11 protein-coding genes are annotated in these 17,250 nt (G+C 64.0%); 2 read left to right on the forward strand and 9 right to left on the reverse strand.

Features of this window, described 5'->3' with window-relative positions; translation table 11 throughout:
- The 9 genes from QTI20_RS22990 to rfbB form a co-directional block, all read right to left on the reverse strand.
- A complete protein-coding gene (locus QTI20_RS22990; protein ID WP_286554057.1) occupies positions 1-1,308 on the reverse strand; it encodes an FAD-binding oxidoreductase in 1,308 nt (435 codons plus the stop codon).
- A complete protein-coding gene (locus tag QTI20_RS22995) occupies positions 1,308-2,747 on the reverse strand; it encodes a UbiA family prenyltransferase (protein ID WP_286554056.1) in 1,440 nt (479 codons plus the stop codon). Before QTI20_RS22995 ends, QTI20_RS22990 begins: the two co-directional genes overlap by 1 nt.
- A 238-nt stretch (positions 2,748-2,985) precedes the next feature.
- Complete coding sequence (locus QTI20_RS23000; RefSeq protein ID WP_286554054.1) at positions 2,986-7,512, reverse strand: glycosyltransferase; 4,527 nt, start codon at positions 7,510-7,512, stop codon at positions 2,986-2,988.
- Between the two features lie 65 nt (positions 7,513-7,577).
- Positions 7,578-8,519, reverse strand: coding sequence for an NAD-dependent epimerase/dehydratase family protein (locus QTI20_RS23005; RefSeq protein ID WP_286574273.1), 942 nt, complete (start codon positions 8,517-8,519; stop codon positions 7,578-7,580).
- Positions 8,516-10,819, reverse strand: a complete 2,304-nt coding sequence (locus tag QTI20_RS23010) for a glycosyltransferase (protein WP_286554051.1) — start codon at positions 10,817-10,819, stop codon at positions 8,516-8,518. The genes QTI20_RS23005 and QTI20_RS23010 overlap by 4 nt, the downstream gene beginning before the upstream one ends.
- 124 nt (positions 10,820-10,943) lie before the next feature.
- Positions 10,944-11,489 carry a dTDP-4-dehydrorhamnose 3,5-epimerase gene (gene rfbC / locus QTI20_RS23015; protein ID WP_286554049.1) on the reverse strand — a complete coding sequence of 182 codons (546 nt, stop codon included), beginning with the start codon at positions 11,487-11,489 and terminating at the stop codon, positions 10,944-10,946.
- Complete coding sequence (gene rfbA / locus QTI20_RS23020) at positions 11,486-12,373, reverse strand: glucose-1-phosphate thymidylyltransferase RfbA (protein WP_286554048.1); 888 nt, start codon at positions 12,371-12,373, stop codon at positions 11,486-11,488. Before rfbA ends, rfbC begins: the two co-directional genes overlap by 4 nt.
- Positions 12,374-12,392: 19 nt before the next feature.
- On the reverse strand, positions 12,393-13,283 hold the full coding sequence (gene rfbD / locus QTI20_RS23025) for a dTDP-4-dehydrorhamnose reductase (RefSeq protein ID WP_286554046.1): 891 nt from the start codon (positions 13,281-13,283) through the stop codon (positions 12,393-12,395).
- Positions 13,280-14,350: a dTDP-glucose 4,6-dehydratase gene (gene rfbB / locus QTI20_RS23030; protein WP_286554044.1), complete on the reverse strand. Its 1,071-nt coding sequence runs from the start codon at positions 14,348-14,350 to the stop codon at positions 13,280-13,282. Before rfbB ends, rfbD begins: the two co-directional genes overlap by 4 nt.
- Positions 14,351-14,670: 320 nt before the next feature.
- Here rfbB and QTI20_RS23035 point away from each other — a divergent pair, with 320 nt between their 5' ends.
- Entirely contained in the window at positions 14,671-16,098 is a 1,428-nt protein-coding gene (locus QTI20_RS23035) for a mannose-1-phosphate guanylyltransferase/mannose-6-phosphate isomerase (protein ID WP_286554042.1), read from the forward strand.
- 11 nt (positions 16,099-16,109) lie between these two features.
- The gene (gene gmd / locus QTI20_RS23040; protein ID WP_286554041.1) at positions 16,110-17,240 is read left to right on the forward strand and encodes a GDP-mannose 4,6-dehydratase; all 1,131 of its coding nucleotides are present in this window, start codon (positions 16,110-16,112) and stop codon (positions 17,238-17,240) included.
- Positions 17,241-17,250: the final 10 nt, after the last annotated feature.

Below are 17,250 nucleotides of genomic sequence, written 5' to 3' on the forward strand. Positions count from 1 at the left end.
TCACCTAGGAGTTACACGTTGCCAGAAGCGCGACATGAGACGGGGGTCGCGCAGGCGCTCCACCGTCTCCCATGCCGGATAGGCCGATTGGAAATGCGCCGCACTCATGTGGGCGTCCTTTGCAGGATAGAGACGACCGCCAGCCTCGTGGACCAGCGCATCGAGCTTGGCAAAAAGGCGTGCATTGACCACATCGCGTTGCGCGAAGTCAAGGGCCAGCGAAACGCCCGGCCTCGGGAACGACAGCAAGCCTGGCGACAACGCCTCGCCACAATGCTTGAGCACGGCAAGAAAGGATCCGGTGCCGCTTTGCGCAATGGTCTGCAGCACGGCCGCAATGACGGCACGGGCATCGGCATCCGGGACGACGCACTGATACTGTTGGAATCCGGCCCGTCCATACATGCGATTCCATTGGAGCAGCCTGTCCAACGGGTAGAAGAAGGCGTCATAACCCACCGTCGCGTCGACTTCTTTTTGACGTTGACGCCCATAGTAGAGCGCGTTGAAGAGGCGCAGGCTCAGCGAATTCACCAGCGAGATGGGTGGATCGATCGGCATGTGCTTCACTTTGCCGGTCGCGGACTGCAGCACCCCGTCTTCCGCATGCGTCCCGAGGGTGTAGTGTCCCCGCCCGGCCGAGGCACCGATGGCCAGGCAATCGATCCACGCGACAGCGTACTCATGGTTCGCATCGTGCTGCGCCGACAACTGGAAGAATTCCTCCAGATTGCCGAACTTGATGTTGCGCTGCTCGATGTGGCAGGAACGCACCGGGCGCAGGTCCAATTCGACCGCCAGCATGATGCCGGTCAGGCCGAGCCCGCCGATGGTTGCCGCGAACAGTTCCGCATTCACCTCGCGCGAACATTCGATCACGCCCTCGGCCGCACGATGAAGCAGGATCCGTCGGACGTGACGACCGAAGGTGCCCATCACATGGTGGTTCTTTCCGTGCACGTCGTTGGCCACTGCGCCGCCCAGGGTGACGAACTTGGTTCCCGGCGTCACGGGCACGAACCATCCCCGGGGCAACGCGACGCGGATCAGCGTGTCCAGCGTCAGTCCTGCCTGCGCGAAGACGCGCCCAGTCGTCCAGTCTGCCGACAGGAAGCGGTCGAGGCCCTGCATCGCGAGAACGTGATCTGACGACGCGAGACAGGAGTCTCCGTAGCTCCGTCCCTGGCCGAAAGCCAGCGTCATCGCCCCCGCAGCGGCCACGGCGCCCTCCAGCTCAGAGGGCCAATTCACGGGATGACCCTGCTGCGGATGCTTCGGATAGCGCCCCCATGACGACAACGGCTCCATCAGATCGCAGCCAGGATGAAGACCATGACGAAGGCGACGCCGACCCAGCGGCTTACACGATCCCGCAGCGCAAAGACGATCGGATCGTCGTGCATCTGGCCGCGATGCGCGATCAACCACACCCGGCTGAGCCAGAACAACAGCAGTGGGCAGGCCATCCACATCCAGTGCGGATGGTGATAGAGGATCTGAGCCGCAGCATCGTTCACATAGAGCGCGAGGACCAGCACCGACAGATAGCCCGCCGAGCCGCCAAGAGAGGCCAGCAACTCGAAATCGGACGGGAGGTAGCCGCGGCCGGGCGCTTTCGCGCTGTCTCCCCGGTCCTTGGCATCGTAGAGCTCCGTGTAGCGTTTGACGAAGGCCAGGCTCAGGAAAATGAAGATGCAGAACGCCAGGATCCAGAAGGTGGGCGCATGCGAGATCGCCGCGGCACCCGCGATCACGCGTACGGTGTAGAGCATCGCGAGAATGACCACATCGAGCATCACGATCCGCTTGAGCCACATGGAGTAGGCCAGCGTCAGGAAGTAGTACCCGAGCAGGACGACGGAAAACATGAGTGGCAGCCACAGCAGCGCGACAGCGAAGGCGACCACCAGCAACGCGGGAATCCAGAACATGGCATGCCATACCGACAGCGCGCCGGAAGCCAAGGGTCGATGGCATTTGCTGCGATGCTTGCGATCGTCCGCGAGATCGAACATGTCGTTGAGCAAGTAGACGCTCGAAGCGCAGGCGCCGAAACAGAAGAATGCCAGCAGGCCGTTGGCCAGCACGGGCAGTTCCATCAACCGATGCGCGGCCAGCAACGGAACGAACACGAGCAGGTTCTTCGCCCACTGGTGCATGCGCAAGGCTTTGCGCAAAACACCGAGCTGCCCTGCTCGCTCATCGAACAGCTGCCCCATGCGCCCGAACTTCGCCGCCGCCGCAAGCACGCCCCGGTCCGGGTTGGCGACATGGACGACGCTCGCAGCCTCCCAGACGGCGAGGTCGGCGCGCGAATTGCCCACGTATTCGAAGCCGAGCCTGCCGTAGCGTGCCACCAGGACATCCCGCTTGTTGCGGGAGGCGAGATTGCGGTCTTCGGTGCCCAGGACCCCCTCGAAGATCTGGAGATGCCCGGCAATGTCTCGAGCGATCCTTTGGTCCGATGCCGTCGCGAGCACCAGGGCTGCGCCGCCCGCACGTTGCGACTCAAGCCACCGGAGCAGCGCTCGGTTGTAGGGAAGTGTGCTCGCATCGGGCGCCACCGCATCCGCGATGCGCCGCTTGAAGTAGGCCTTGCCATGCAAGACCCAAGCGAAGAGCTGGAAGATCCGCAGCGGATGCATGCGGACAAACATGAACAGGCTCTCGATCAGCATGTCCGACTGGACCAGCGAACCATCCAGATCGACCGCGATGACACGCTGCCCTTGATCGGATCGCGCCATTACCCGGCAACCGCGTCGCTAGGAGCTGGGGCCGGAAGCGCACCAAGGCTCGAATGCCCGATGGCAAGAGGCAAGAGATAGCAGACGACGAGACGCACGGTCATTGGAAATGTCTTTATCCGTTGAATTCAACCAGCAAAATTAGACCATGCGCCTGTCGACACGCCAATTCTCCCTGTGGCACGTCGATGGTTCAGGCCTGCCCCACGGCGCTTCGTACGACAACGCCCTGCAGCGCTCATGAGTCTCCTCGTCGGCAGCACTCGTCGAACACTTCGATGTAGCGCTGCGCAACCGATTCGATTCGGTAGCGACTGATCAAGCGGGATACCACGCCGGTGGCCGCCTGGTAGCGGCCGGCGTCATCGGCGAACGCGGCAATGACCCGGGCCGCCTCCTGCACAGGGATCTTCCAGTCTTCGAGCCGCACCAGCGCGCCGGCCAACTGCTCACCGTCGGTGAGCATGTTAGGGATCTCGCCCACATCCGTCGCAATGTAGGGCCGGCCGGCGAACAGGCAATCGATGATGGTCAGCGGGAAACTCTCCGACTTGAACCGTGTCAGCATGATGCCCATGTCGGCCAAGAGATAGTGGCCCACGGAGTTCTCGCTAAATCCCACGAGGTGGACGAAGGACGGAATGGCCTCGCGCCGAAGCTCGTTATAAACCGGTCCGTTACCCACGAGGACCAGGTGAATATCCCGCCCGCTCAGCTCGCGCGCCGATCCGACTGCCGCCATCGTTTCGCGCCAGCCCTTGTCGGGAATGGCCCGGCTGACGCAGCACAGCACGAAGGCATCGTCGGGAATATGGAGCTGCGCGCGCGACACGGCGTCGGCATGCGGGGCCTGAACGCCGTTCGGCATCTTGAGGAAGCGTGGCGAGCCGGGTTCATGCAAACCCAATTTGATGAAGGGCGTCAGGTTCTTGTCCGCGGTGTACACCCAACGACTGACCCCGGTGTCGGCCTTTCCCAACTCTGCCGAAGTGACGTCGAAAGCACTGCCGTGCTCGATCATGCCGTGCAACGTCGCCACATGTGCGCGAAGCCCCTCGAAAACGTTCTCCTGCAGGGCAGGATATCGCTGGATGTACCACTGATGCGAGTTGAGGACCTCGATGCCGAAATCTCTGATCAGCTGACGTGTGGCCTCCAGATCGTGCGTCTCCACCACCGGCACGTCGTTGCGATGCATCCGCCAGATGCGGTCCTCGAACGCACCCAGGCCCGTGCTCAGCAGCAGCACCGACTGGCCCTGCGCCTTGAATTCATTGGCCAGCTGGATCGGGAAGATCTCGGCCCCGCCCGGGAAGAATCCCATGGTTGTCACCAGCACGTTCGGCTGGCGTGCCTCGCGCGCTCTCAGCACGGCGTCGTAGTCGTACCACTCGTCGAATTCCGCATCGTCGCCGCCGACCAGGTCCCGGTAGACGCGTCGATAGCCGTCGCGGCAGCGCTCCAGGATGCTCAACGGTACGTCGTACAACGCCGCCACCGTTCGGCTCGCGAAGCCCAGCTCCTGATAGAACACCCGTTTGCGGTAAGTCACTTCGGCCGCACTGCCCTCGTAGCGACGGAAGTAGTTGATCGCACCGGGCACGTACGCGATCTTCCCGCCCCGAAGAAGATGTAAGTAGAACACCCAGTCGCCCGCCACACGCATGGCCCGCCAATCGGGGTCTTCGAGCAGGGGCATGTCCAGCGGGCGACGGAAGAGCACCCCGCTCGCATTGGGGATGGTGTTCTTGATGCCGAGTGCCGCACGCACCTCGTTGTGGGCAGTCTCCACGTACGGCCCGTTCCATTTGGACGCGCATTCGAGATCGGCGACATAGCTCTTGAATCCATCGGGCAAGGGAGCTTCATCGCTGCCGACGAACACACAGCGAGCACTGGCCAGCATCACGGCTTTGTCATCGAAGCTTCGTACCATCTCTTCCAGAAATGTCGAATTGCAGAAGTCGTCGCTCTCGGCAATCCACACCAGATCGCCGGTCGCCGCCGCGATACCCTTCGCCCACTGCCGGAAAGGACTGCCGGAGTTCGTCTCGTTGTAGATCGTGCGCGTGTTGGCGGGGTGCTTGGCTGCATACGTGTCCAAGAGCGCCCGGCTTTGGTCGGTGGAGCGGTCGTCAAGCAGCAGCACCTCGAAATTCTTGTACGACTGGGCATAGATGCTGTCCAGGCGCCGCCGCAGAAAGCGCTCGTGGTTGTAGCTGACCACGATCACCGTGACCTTCGGCGTGGCCAAGCCGGAATCAATCCCCATCAGCGCGCGCGTACTCTCGTTCAAGCGTCCGAATCCGCCTTGGAGATCGGGCTCCAGCACAAGACCGGCCTGCCAATCATTCCAAGCATCGGCGAACACGAAGCGCTCGGCGCTTGGCATGGTGCTGGCGCGTACATGCGCAATGGCGGCATCCAGCCAACGGCGATAGGTCCCGAGTCGGAATCGCCTGTACTCATGGCGCCTGACCTCGGGCTCCTCGCCACGGGCTCCCAGAAGGACCAGCGGCAGTCTGGGCAGCGCAGCAGTCGCGGCGCGCTCCAAGCGTGCCAGCTCGTGCTTGGCCATCAAGGCATAGGACGGCATAGGCCCGGTGCCATCGGCGCCCGTCGGCAACACCGTCACGGCGTCGCAGTCCTGAAGCGGATCTACGCTATCGGGCAGGCAGGCGACGAGGAAGAACTTACCCCGCAAGCGCTCCAGCGTCCTGCGAATGGCACGCAGTGCCCCGCCCACGTCCCGACCGGCCGCCGGCTGCACGAGCAGCATCGGCAGCCCTCCCACTCGAATCCACCGGGGATCACCCGAGGCCCTGGCGATGGAGACCAGCAGCGATTCCGAGCACGGTTCGTCCGGATGCAGATCGAGCCGGGCGCAGCAGTGCAGATCGATGTCAGTTTGCGCTTGCCAGACATCCAGCATCGGATGCGACCGCTGATTCCGTGCATCCACGACAAAGCAAAAACCGTGAACCCCATGTCGGGCGGCCATTTCGGCCTGCTTCCGGAGAAGCGCTGGATTGGCGCTTTCGTAGAAGCCGAGCTCCACGCCTGGACGAGTGCCGTTCCTGTAGCTGGCACCCGCGAAAACTGCGGCCCAGTCGACGCAATGGTGCATGACGATGAATTTGACGTCGCTGTCGCATGGGCCGAAGTTCACATCATCTTCACAGCGGGTGAGCTCTCCAGGATCGGGAGAGCGGTTCTCGCCCGCGCCGGCGACGGCGTAGTGCCAGAGGGGGTTGAGTCCGCTCTCGTCGATGTCCTGGTAGGTAGACAGATACGCTTCGGTGTTGAACATGTCCGAGGGATCTCGCCCCTCCAGCCATCCCCTCTCACAGTAGTGATGCAGCGGGTCCTGGGGCACTGGCCGAATGTCGGGATACATGGCCAGGTAGAAGGCCTCGTCGAACAGTTCGGTTCGACGGATGGCTTCGCATTCGGCAGCAACTTTTTCGGCGGGGCGTTTGCGCAAGTGCTTGGGCAAGGTGTGCCGCGCCTCCTCCTGGCCGGCCAGCGCGTAGTGCAGCAGCGGATTCATCCCGGCTTCCTCGATGTCCGGATAACTCTCCAGGTAGTAGCGCGTGGAGAATTCCGCGGACGGATCGAGTCCCGCGCGCCAGCCGAATGCGCAGTAGTGATGCAGCGGCTGGTTGCCGTGCGCCACATCGGGATAGGTCGCCAGGTAGTAGCTCTCGTCGAACAGGCCGGTGGCGGCCAGGGTCGCGACCTCGGCCTCCAGGGCGGCTCTTTTCGCTTCGGCGGCATCCAGGTGCGCGGCGCCCTGATTGGAGCCTGCGAGCATGCGCCGTCCACGATTGCGCACTTTTCGCGCCAGCGTCCCCAGCTTGCGCACGCCAGCAGTGGCACGCCAGGATCGGGAGTCCAGCGTCTCGGTCAGCCGGCGTTGCAACTGCTCCGCCTGTTCTGCGTACAGCGTCGCCTTCGCATCGGCGCTCTCGCGCTCGACAGCGATCTGCGCCAGCGCCTGATCCTTCGCTGCCAACGCCTCTTCGAGCTGCCGGACCTGTGCATCCCGCCTGAGCGCCTGAGCGCCAGCCTTTTCCTGCTGACGATGCATGGCGATCTGCAGCTGTGTCACCTCCGCATGGTCGGGGCTCAGAAACGCACTGTTGACTTCCTTGCCTGCCGTTGCGTCCACGCCATTCCAGCAATTCGGCAGGGAATGCAGCATGCGCCTGGCGTAGTGAGGCGCATGCACGGCATCCTTGACGAAAACCGCCACGAAGTCGTTCCAGGCACCGCCGCTGGCGAAGCCTTCCGGAGACCGCTCGCCCACGAAGGACTCCAGCAGCTTGGACGCGAAACCCTCCCTGTTCGCCCATGCCTCGAGCGCCATCCCGGCGTCGGGATAGAAGCGCCAGCAGTCCACAGGGTAGCGATGGAAGCTGCCATTGCTGGGCACATTCAAGTACAGCAGTCCCTCAGGCTTGAGGACCCGCAACATCTCCAGGAACGCCAGCCAGAAGAACTGAGAATGCTCGAAGCACGAGCTGCAGACGATGACATCCAGACTGTCGTCGGCGAAAGGAAGGCGATAGGGGTCTTCGAGCACGATGTCGACTCCCCGGCCCTCCACGAAGTCGACGCCGACGTAGGCAAGGTGGGGGGGAAGCACGTCGCTCAGCGAGCCGTTCACGTTCTGAGCGCCGATGTCGTGCACGGTGGCGCCTTGCAGCTCACTGCAATAGGTCTCAAAGAACAGTTTGCCGAAATCGAGGGCGGATGTATGCATGTAACTGTCCAAAAGAGTTGCCGCGTCGATCTATCGACGCAGCAACGGAGCCAGTCGAGCGCGGGTCAGCGACCCTGCGCAGCCAGGGTGAGGCGAAGGCCTTCTGCGAACCCGATGCGAGGCGCCCAGCCGAGTTCGGCATTGGCCAGCGATATATCCAGAACGCTCGCGGGAACATCGAATTTGCGGCCAGGCAAGTAGCGCCGGTCCACCTTGGCGCCGAGCAGGGACTCGATCTCGTCGAGCAACCCATTCAGACTCAGGCCGCAACCCGCGCCGATGTTGAGCACCTGGTGCCGGCCTTCGTAACGCAGCGCGGCGGAGATCGCGCTCGCCACGTCGTCGACATGCAGGTAGTCCCGCACGACCGAGCCGTCGCCCCAGATCTCGATGGTCTCGCCATGCAAGGCGCGGTGGAGGAAGACCGCCACGGCCCCCTGTGCGGTATCGATCCGCTGGCGACCGCCATAGGGATTGGCAATGCGGAGACACACCGGCTGCAGTCCATGCAACTGGCTGAACAGGTACAGGTACTTCTCGATCATCAGCTTGCAGATGCCGTAGGACACCTGGGGCTGCGTCGGATGGTCTTCACGAATCGGCAGATGCGTCGGGACGCCGTAGACCGTACCGCCCGACGATGCGAACACGATGCGTTGCACCCCCTGAGCCACCATCTCCTGCATCAGTTGCAGGGAGCCCAGGACGTTGGACTGCACGTCCTCATCGGGCGAGTCGTTGGACTGCCTTGGCAGCATGGTCGAGATGAGATGCACCACGGCGTCCACGCCCCCCAGCGCAACGCGCAATGCCGCTCGGTCTTGGAAATTGCCCTCCATCCATTCCAGGGGCTCATGGGGGCCGAAGACGCGATAGGGCCGTACCCCGGGCCGATCGAAGACGCGCACGCCCCAACCTTCGGCAAGCAGTCGATCGGCGATGGCCGAACCGATAAAGCCTCCACCACCCAGGATCAGACAGGTCTTCTTCAATGTCGCTTCTTTCAAAACTGCGGGCTTTCCAGCCGGCCATCAGCGGTCAGCAACACATCGCGATAGAAATCCATGTAGCAATGCACCATCACGAGCGGGTCGAACTTCACCGCCGCTCGGGGGACCTGTGCGGCCGCCCGCTCGTACAAGCCGGGCTCGTTCGCCATTCGAGCCATCCATTGGGCAAGTTGCTCGACCGGGATCACGAAACCGGGTTCCAGATCGAAGACCGCGCCGGCCGGCTCACCGTCGCCTTGCAGCATGTCGGAAATTTCACCGATACGACTCGCGAGCAGGGGTCTGCCTGCCAACAGGCAATCGATCAGCACCAGCGGGGCGCTCTCTCCTGGAAAACGAGAGGGCAGCAGGCCCATGTCAGACATGAGGTAGTAATCCCGGATATTGGACCTGAACCCCAGAAAATGCACCCGGTCGCTTGCACGCGCAGCCAACCGCGTCGACTCGATGCCCTCGCCGATCAGCACCAGGTGGATCGGACGGCTGCCCAGAAGATTGGCACGCTCGACAGCATCGATGGCCTCCTCCCAACCCTTTTCAGGAATCGCCCGTGCCACCAGGCAAAAGACGAAGTCCTGCTCGGTCATGCCGAGCGCGGCGCGGTCTGCCGGCGTGACCGGCTGGACGGTCAGCGCATTGCGGATGAGGGTGAAATGCTTCTCTGCCTGGAACGCCGGCGAGAAGGGCCCGAGGTTCTTGGCGGCGGTGTACACGACGCCGTCAATGTGCTCATCCAGCATGGGCATGACGTTGGCCAGCGCGTCCGGCGTCATCATCTCGTACATGCCGTGCATGGAGACGACCTGCCGGATGCCAGGCTGCCGGGTCAGGCATTGGGCGAGCGTCATGTCGACCCAGGCATGGTGCGAATGCACAAGTTCAACGCCCAATTCTTCACACAGCGCCCCGATGCGACCGAGATGGTCGAGTTCGACCAACGGTACGCCGCGCTCCAGCATCTTGCGCACCCCGGGCTCCGTCGGCACATGGCGGCAGTTGAAAAAGGTTACGGCGACGCCCTGCTGTCGCAGCAGATTCGCCAGCATGACAGGGAAGGTCTCGCCTCCGCCGGCGATCAATGCAAAACCTGCCATCAGCACATTGGGCGAGCGCATTCCCACCGCCCGGCGGACCCGTTCGAGGTCGTAGAGCTGCGCGAATTCCACCTCGGCCTTCGCGCCCCGGGCCGCACACCACTCAACATACAAAGCCTGCTGCTGAGACGCCAGGATCTCGGTGTCGATCCGGTACAGCTTCAACACGGCATGGGCGACCGCCTCGAATTCGCTGTAGTAAGTGTCGCGTTGACGTATTTGGAAGGACGTGCCTTCGCCATGCTGGCGGTAGTAGTTCGTGGTTTGAGGCGTGTACCCCACCAAGCCACCGCGGACCAGATGGAGATAGAAGATCCAGTCGCCGCAAAGGCGCAGGCGCGTCCAGGCCTCGTCCTGCAGCAATGGCAAGGCGCCTGGATGACGAAACACCGCACTGCTGGCATTCACCACCAGATTCTTCTTACCCCACGCGTTGTTGACCAGACGATGGGCCGACTGTATGAAGGGCTGGCGCACCAGGTCACCCAGACAATCGGCCAGTGCCTCGTCCGTGCTCCACTCGGTCTTGCACTCTTCACCGCGCACGAACTCGCTGCGGCAAAACGCCAGCGTGACCGCTTCGTTGCGAAAGAAGCGGACCAGTTCGGACAGATGGGTCGGTTCGCAGTAGTCATCGCTCTCGGCGATCCAGATCAGTTCGCCTCGAGCCAACGACAGGCCCTTCTTCCACTGATGGAACACACCACCAGAATTCGCTGCATTGACATGCAATGACGTCTTCGAGGCATGACGTTCGGCGTACTCGCGCAGCACTTGGACGCTGTCATCCGACGAAGCGTCGTCGAGCAGAATCACCTCGAACCGGTCGTAGTCCTGACGATAGATCGAGTCCAGCCGTGCACGCAGGTACTTGGAATGGTTGAAGTTGGGCACGATCACCGTCACCAGGGGCAGGAATGAGCCATCCAACGGGGGCGGCACCACGAACAGCCCGTTGGCCAATCCAGCCCAGCCACGCCGCGGGTCCGCTGCATCGGCCATCTGCAAAACGGCGCGTGCGCGTCGCCACAGACCTCTCCAACCTTCCTGCTGCCACGCGCGCCACGCCTTGCGCGCGACCAGCTGAGGGGATCCGTAATAAGCGAAGGTTTGCCGCAGCGCGCGTACGGCCAAAACCGGCTTTCGTGCGATGTCGGCAGACTTGCGCGTCGCGCGCGCCATCCAGGAATCGGCTTGAATCACGCGAGCGACACCTGCGGTGCGTCGTCGAAGGTCCGCCGGACCGTGGCCAAGCTCACGGCAGTGGCGCCATGTGAGCGGAGCACTGCTGCGCCCCCGGTGCAGAGGCGATCAAATGCGCGGGGCGTCATTCAAACACCTCCGCGTGATCCAGCCGCCGCCCCGCCTGATCCTTGGCGGACAGCGTCGGCTTCAGGCTGTCCGGCCAGACGATGGCCAGCGTGGGGTCATCCCAAGCGATGCAGCGCTCATGCTGGGGCATGTAGTAGTCGGACGTCTTGTAAAGGAAATCCGCGGACTCGCTCAGCACAACGAAACCGTGCGCGAAGCCCTCCGGCACCCACAGCATGCGCTGGTTCTCCTCGGACAATTCCATGCCGACCCAACGCCCGAAGGTCGGTGAAGATTTTCGGATGTCCACCGCCACGTCGAACACCGCACCCCGAACGACGCGAACCAGCTTGCCCTGGGGTTGCTGGATCTGATAGTGAAGGCCACGCAGCACTCCCTTGCTCGAGCGGGAATGGTTGTCCTGCACAAAGTCGACATGCCGGCCGAGGGCCTCGTCGAAGACCTTCTGGTTGAAGCTCTCGAAGAAGAATCCGCGCGCATCGCCGAACACCTTGGGCTCGATGACGAGCACGTCCGGAATCTCAGTGGGTATAACTTTCACGAGCGAATCTCCTCGGCCAGCAGGCGGGACAGGTATTTGCCGTAGCCGTTCTTCTGCAATGGGGCAGCCAACCTGGCCAGTTGTTCGCGGTCAATGAAGCCCGCCCGCCACGCGATCTCCTCAGGACAGGCGATCTTCAACCCCTGCCGATGCTCCAGCGTGGCGATGAACTGACCGGCTTCGAGCAGGCTCTCGTGCGTGCCGGTGTCCAGCCACGCATAGCCGCGCTGCATGATCTGCACGTTCAGCTGGCCGCGCTCGAGGTAGGCCTGGTTAACGGCCGTGATCTCGAGTTCGCCGCGCGCACTCGGCTTCACGGCCTTGGCGATGTCCACCACCTGCTTGTCGTAGAAGTACAGGCCGGTCACCGCGTAGTTGCTCTTGGGCTGCTCGGGCTTCTCCTCGATGCTGCGGGCCTTGCCCTGCGGATCGAAGTCGACCACGCCGTAGCGTTCCGGGTCCTGCACGTGGTAGGCGAAGACGGTCGCGCCCGCGGCTTGCGCATCGGCACCGCCGAGCAGCTGCGCGAAGTCATGGCCGTAGAAGATGTTGTCGCCCAGCACCAGCGCGCTGGGGGCGTTGCCGATGAACTGCTCGCCGATCAGGAAGGCCTGGGCCAGGCCGTCGGGACTGGGCTGCACCGCGTACTGCAGGTTCATGCCCCATTGGCTGCCGTCGCCCAGCAGCTGCTGGAAGCGCGGCGTGTCCTGCGGCGTGCTGATGATCAGGATCTCGCGGATGCCGCCCAGCATCAGCGTGCTGAGCGGGTAGTAGATCATCGGCTTGTCGTAGACGGGCAGCAGTTGCTTGCTCATCGCCAGCGTGGCCGGATGCAGACGGGTGCCGGAGCCGCCGGCGAGGATGATCCCTTTGCGTTGCGTCATCGTGTTCGTCTTTTCTTGGTCAAAGCGTTTCGCTCAACATACGGGTCACACCCGCTTGCCAATCGGGCAGCACGAGGCCGAATGTGGCCTGCAGCTTGTGGGTATCCAGGCGGGAGTTGGCGGGTCGCACGGCCGGCGTCGGGAAGGCGCTGGTGGGGACCGCATCGACGGTATCAGGCCTCGCCTTCAATGCGACGCCCTTTTGCAGCGCCTGCTCGAGCACGAAGCGTGCATAGCCGTGCCAAGTGGTCTCGCCACCTGCTACGAGGTGGTAGAGGCCGGCCTTGTGCGGATCGCGCAGCGTTGCGCGGATCGCATGGGCCGTGACGTCGGCCAGCAATTCGGCACCGGTGGGGGCGCCGAACTGGTCATCGATGACGGTCAGCCGCTCGCGCTCCTTCGCCAAGCGAAGCATGGTCTTCGCGAAGTTACCGCCGCGCGCCGCATAGACCCAGCTGGTGCGGAAGATCAGGTGCCTGGCGCAGTGCTGCGCGACCAACTGCTCGCCCTCGAGCTTGGTGCGGCCATAGACGCTCAAGGGGCCCGTGGGGTCGTCTTCCTTCCACGGCGCGCTGCCGCTGCCGTCGAAGACGTAGTCGGTGGAGTAGTGCACCATCAGCGCGCCGACCTGCTGCGCAGCCTCGGCGACCACGCCGGGCGCGGTCGCGTTGAGGGTGCGCGCGAAGTCCGCTTCGCTCTCGGCCTTGTCGACCGCCGTGTGCGCGGCCGCATTGACGACGACGTCGGGGCGCACTTTCAGCACGGTCTCGGCCAGTTGCTCGGGGCGGCTGAAGTCGGCGTGGAGATCCGTGCTGTCGAAGTCCAGCGCCACCAGCTCACCGAGCGGCGCCAGGCTGCGCTGCAACTCCCAACCGACCTGGCCGCCTTTTCCCAGCAGCAGCACCTTCATGCGGCGGCCTTGGCGTCGTATTGCTTCTGGACCCATTCGCGGTACGCCCCGCTCTGCACGTTGCGCACCCAGTCGCCGTTGGCGAGGTACCAGGCCACGGTCTTACGGATGCCGCTGTCGAAGGTCTCGGCCGGCTTCCAGCCCAGCTCGCGTTCGAGCTTGCGCGCGTCGATCGCATAGCGGCGGTCGTGGCCCGGGCGATCGGTCACGTAGCGGATCTGTGCCTCGTAGGGCTGGCCATCGGCGCGCGGGCTCAGTTCGTCCAGCAGCGCGCAGACGGTGTGCACGATCTCGATGTTGGGCTTCTCGTTCCAGCCGCCCACGTTGTAGGTCTCGCCGAGTCGGCCGGCCTCGAGCACGCGGCGGATGGCGCTGCAGTGGTCCTTCACATACAGCCAGTCGCGCACCTGCATGCCGTCGCCATACACCGGCAGCGGCTTGCCGGCAAGCGCGTTGACGATCATCAGCGGGATCAGCTTCTCGGGGAAATGGAAGGGACCGTAGTTGTTCGAGCAGTTGGTGGTCACTACGGGCAGGCGGTAGGTGTGGTGCCAGGCCCGCACCAGGTGGTCGCTGGCGGCCTTGCTGGCCGAGTACGGGCTGTTGGGCTCGTACTTGTTTTCTTCGGTGAAGGCGGGGTCGGTGGCCGACAGCGAGCCGTAGACCTCGTCGGTCGACACGTGCAGGAAGCGGAAGGCTGCCTTTTGGTCCGCGGGCAGCGCGCTCCAGTAACCGCGCACCGACTCGAGCAGGCGGAAGGTGCCCAGCACGTTGGTCTGGACGAAGTCCTCGGGTCCGTGGATGGAACGGTCGACGTGCGACTCGGCCGCGAAGTTCAGCACCGCGCGCGGCCGGTGCTCGGCCAGCAGCCGGTCGACCAGCGCGCTGTCGCCGATGTCGCCTTGCACGAAAACGTGGCGTGCATCATCCTTGAGCGAGGCCAGCGTCTGCGGATTGCCCGCATAGGTGAGTTTGTCCAGATTGACGACCGGCTCGTCGCCTTGGGCCAGCCAGTCGAGTACGAAGTTGGCGCCGATGAATCCGGCGCCGCCGGTGACAAGGATCATGTGGGAAGCTCTTGGTCTGTTGAATCGGCCGTCGGTGGGCCCAAGCGCTTCATTATCCATGGCACATTGCGAGCCAATGGCGTTTCATAGCCCCGTGTGTACGCCCTGATGCAACGGTCTAATCCATGGAAAGGCGTCATACGTAGTGATACCCCGGGCGATCCGAGTCAAAAATAGGGGATTACGCCAAATCAAGCACACGATTGGAAACAATTAGCAGCTAAAGTAAGAGTTCTTTAGTTTTACTTCTTCAGAAGCCCGAGGCCTCGAAAAGAACCACTGTGTCGTCGGTCATCACCGCCTCATTTCCGCGAAATACCATGACAAATTCCATACATCCGGTTGTTCTTTGCGGTGGCAGCGGCACGCGGCTGTGGCCGCTCTCGCGCAAGTCGCTGCCCAAGCAGTTCGCGCCGCTGATCGACGGCAAGAGCCTGCTGCAATTGACCTTGGAGCGCCTGCAGGTGCTCAACCCGCGCATCACCTGCGTCGCGGCCGATGACCACCGTTTCCTGGTGCAGGAGGCGATGGACGCCGCGGGCGTCGGCGGCACCCAGCTGCTCGAGCCCATGGGCCGCAACACCGCGGCGGCCATGGCCGTGGCCGCCCTGCTGGCCGCCCCCGACGACCTGCTGCTCTTCGCGCCGGCCGACCACCACATCCCCGATGCCGCACTGTTCGCCCAGACGGTGCGCGCCGGCATCGACGCCGCGCTGGCCGGCAACATCGTGACCTTCGGCGTGGTGCCGAGCTTCCCCAGCACCGCCTACGGCTACATCGAATCCGGCGCGGCGCTGGCCGCGGCGCCGGGCAGCCAGGCCGTGGTGCGCTTCGTCGAGAAGCCCAACGCCGAGGTCGCCCAGTCGCTGCTGCTCAAGGGCGGCTACTTCTGGAACGCCGGCATCTTCCTGGTCCAGGCCTCCACGCTGATCGCGGCATTGCGCGAGCACGCGCCGGACATTCTGGCCGCCTGCCAGCAGGCCACCCAGGCTCCGGCCACCGACGGCAGCTTCGTGCGCCTGAACCGCGAGGCCTTCGAGGCCTGCCGCAGCGAGAGCATCGATTACGCGGTGCTCGAGAAACACAAGCAGATCGCCGTCGTGCCCTTCGCCGGCGCCTGGAGCGACGTGGGCAGCTGGAACGCCGTGGCCGGGCTCTACCCGGCCGACGACGAGGGCAACCGCCTGAGCGGCATGGCCAGCGCCCTGAATGCGCGCAACACCTTCGTCCACGCCCCGCTGCGCCCCGTGGTGGCCCTGGGCACCGAGGACCTGATCATCGTGGACACGCAGGACGCGGTGCTGGTGGCCAGCGCCGCCTGCGCCGAGCAGGTCAAGGACGTGGTCGCGATGCTCAACCGCGAAGGCCGCAACGAGGCCACCGAGCACCGCCGCGTGGCGCGCCCCTGGGGCGCCTACGACAGCGTGGACAACGGCGAGCGCTTCCAGGTCAAGCGCCTGACGGTCAAGCCCGGCGCCAAGCTGTCGCTGCAGATGCACTACCACCGCGCCGAACACTGGGTGGTGGTCAAGGGCACGGCCAAGGTCACGCGCGACGAGGAGACCATCCTGGTGCGCGAGAACGAATCGGTCTACATCCCGCTGGGCACGGTCCACCGGCTCGAGAACCCCGGCAAGACGATGCTCGAAGTGATCGAGGTCCAGTCCGGCAGCTACCTCGGCGAAGACGACATCGTGCGCTTCGACGACACCTACGGCCGCGTCGCGCTGGTCGCGCAAACCAAGTGAGCACGCCCACCATGACGACGATCCCCAAGAAAGCACTCATCACCGGCATCACCGGCCAGGACGGCTCCTACCTGGCCGAATTCCTGCTGGAAAAAGGCTACGAGGTGCACGGCATCAAGCGCCGCGCGTCCTCGTTCAACACCGACCGCATCGACCACCTCTACCAGGATCCGCACGAGAAGAACCGCAAGCTGCACCTGCACTACGGCGACCTCACCGACACCAGCAACCTGACGCGCATCGTGCAGCAGGTGCAGCCCGACGAGATCTACAACCTGGGCGCGCAGAGCCACGTGGCCGTGAGCTTCGAGGCACCCGAGTACACCGCCGACGTCGACGCCATCGGCACGCTGCGGCTGCTCGAGGCCATCCGCCTCCTGGGCCTGCAGGACAAGACACGCTTCTACCAGGCCAGCACCAGCGAGCTCTACGGCCTGGTGCAGGAGATCCCGCAGCGCGAGAGCACGCCCTTCTACCCGCGCAGCCCCTACGGCGTGGCCAAGCTCTACGCCTACTGGATCACCAAGAACTACCGCGAGGCCTACGGCATGTACGCCTGCAACGGCGTGCTGTTCAACCACGAGAGCCCGCGCCGCGGCGAGACCTTCGTCACCCGCAAGATCACGCGCGGCCTGTGCAACATCGCGCAGGGCCTGGAAGCCTGCCTGTTCGTCGGCAACCTGGACGCGCTGCGCGACTGGGGCCATGCCAAGGACTATGTGCGCATGCAGTGGATGATGCTGCAGCAGGACAACGCCAAGGACTACGTGATCGCCACCGGCGTGCAGTACAGCGTGCGCGACTTCGTGCGCAAGACCGCGGCCGAGCTGGGCATCACGCTCGACTTCGTCGGCACCGGCGTGGAAGAGAAGGCCGTGGTGCGCAGCGTCGAGGGCGACGCGGCGCCGGGCGTGAAGCCGGGCGACGTGGTCGTCTCGGTCGACCCGCGCTACTTCCGTCCGGCCGAGGTCGAGACCCTGCTGGGCGACCCCTCGCTGGCCAAGAAGGACCTGGGCTGGATCCCCGAGATCACGCTCGATGAGATGATCAGCGAGATGGTCGCCAACGACCTCGAGGCTTCGCGCCAGCATTCGCTGCTCAAGACCCACGGGTACCGCGTCGCCGTCAGCAAGGAAGACTGAGGAACACCGC

Origin of the sequence: Variovorax sp. J2P1-31, from assembly GCF_030317215.1 — a bacterium.
Classification (GTDB): Bacteria; Pseudomonadota; Gammaproteobacteria; order Burkholderiales; family Burkholderiaceae_C; genus Variovorax.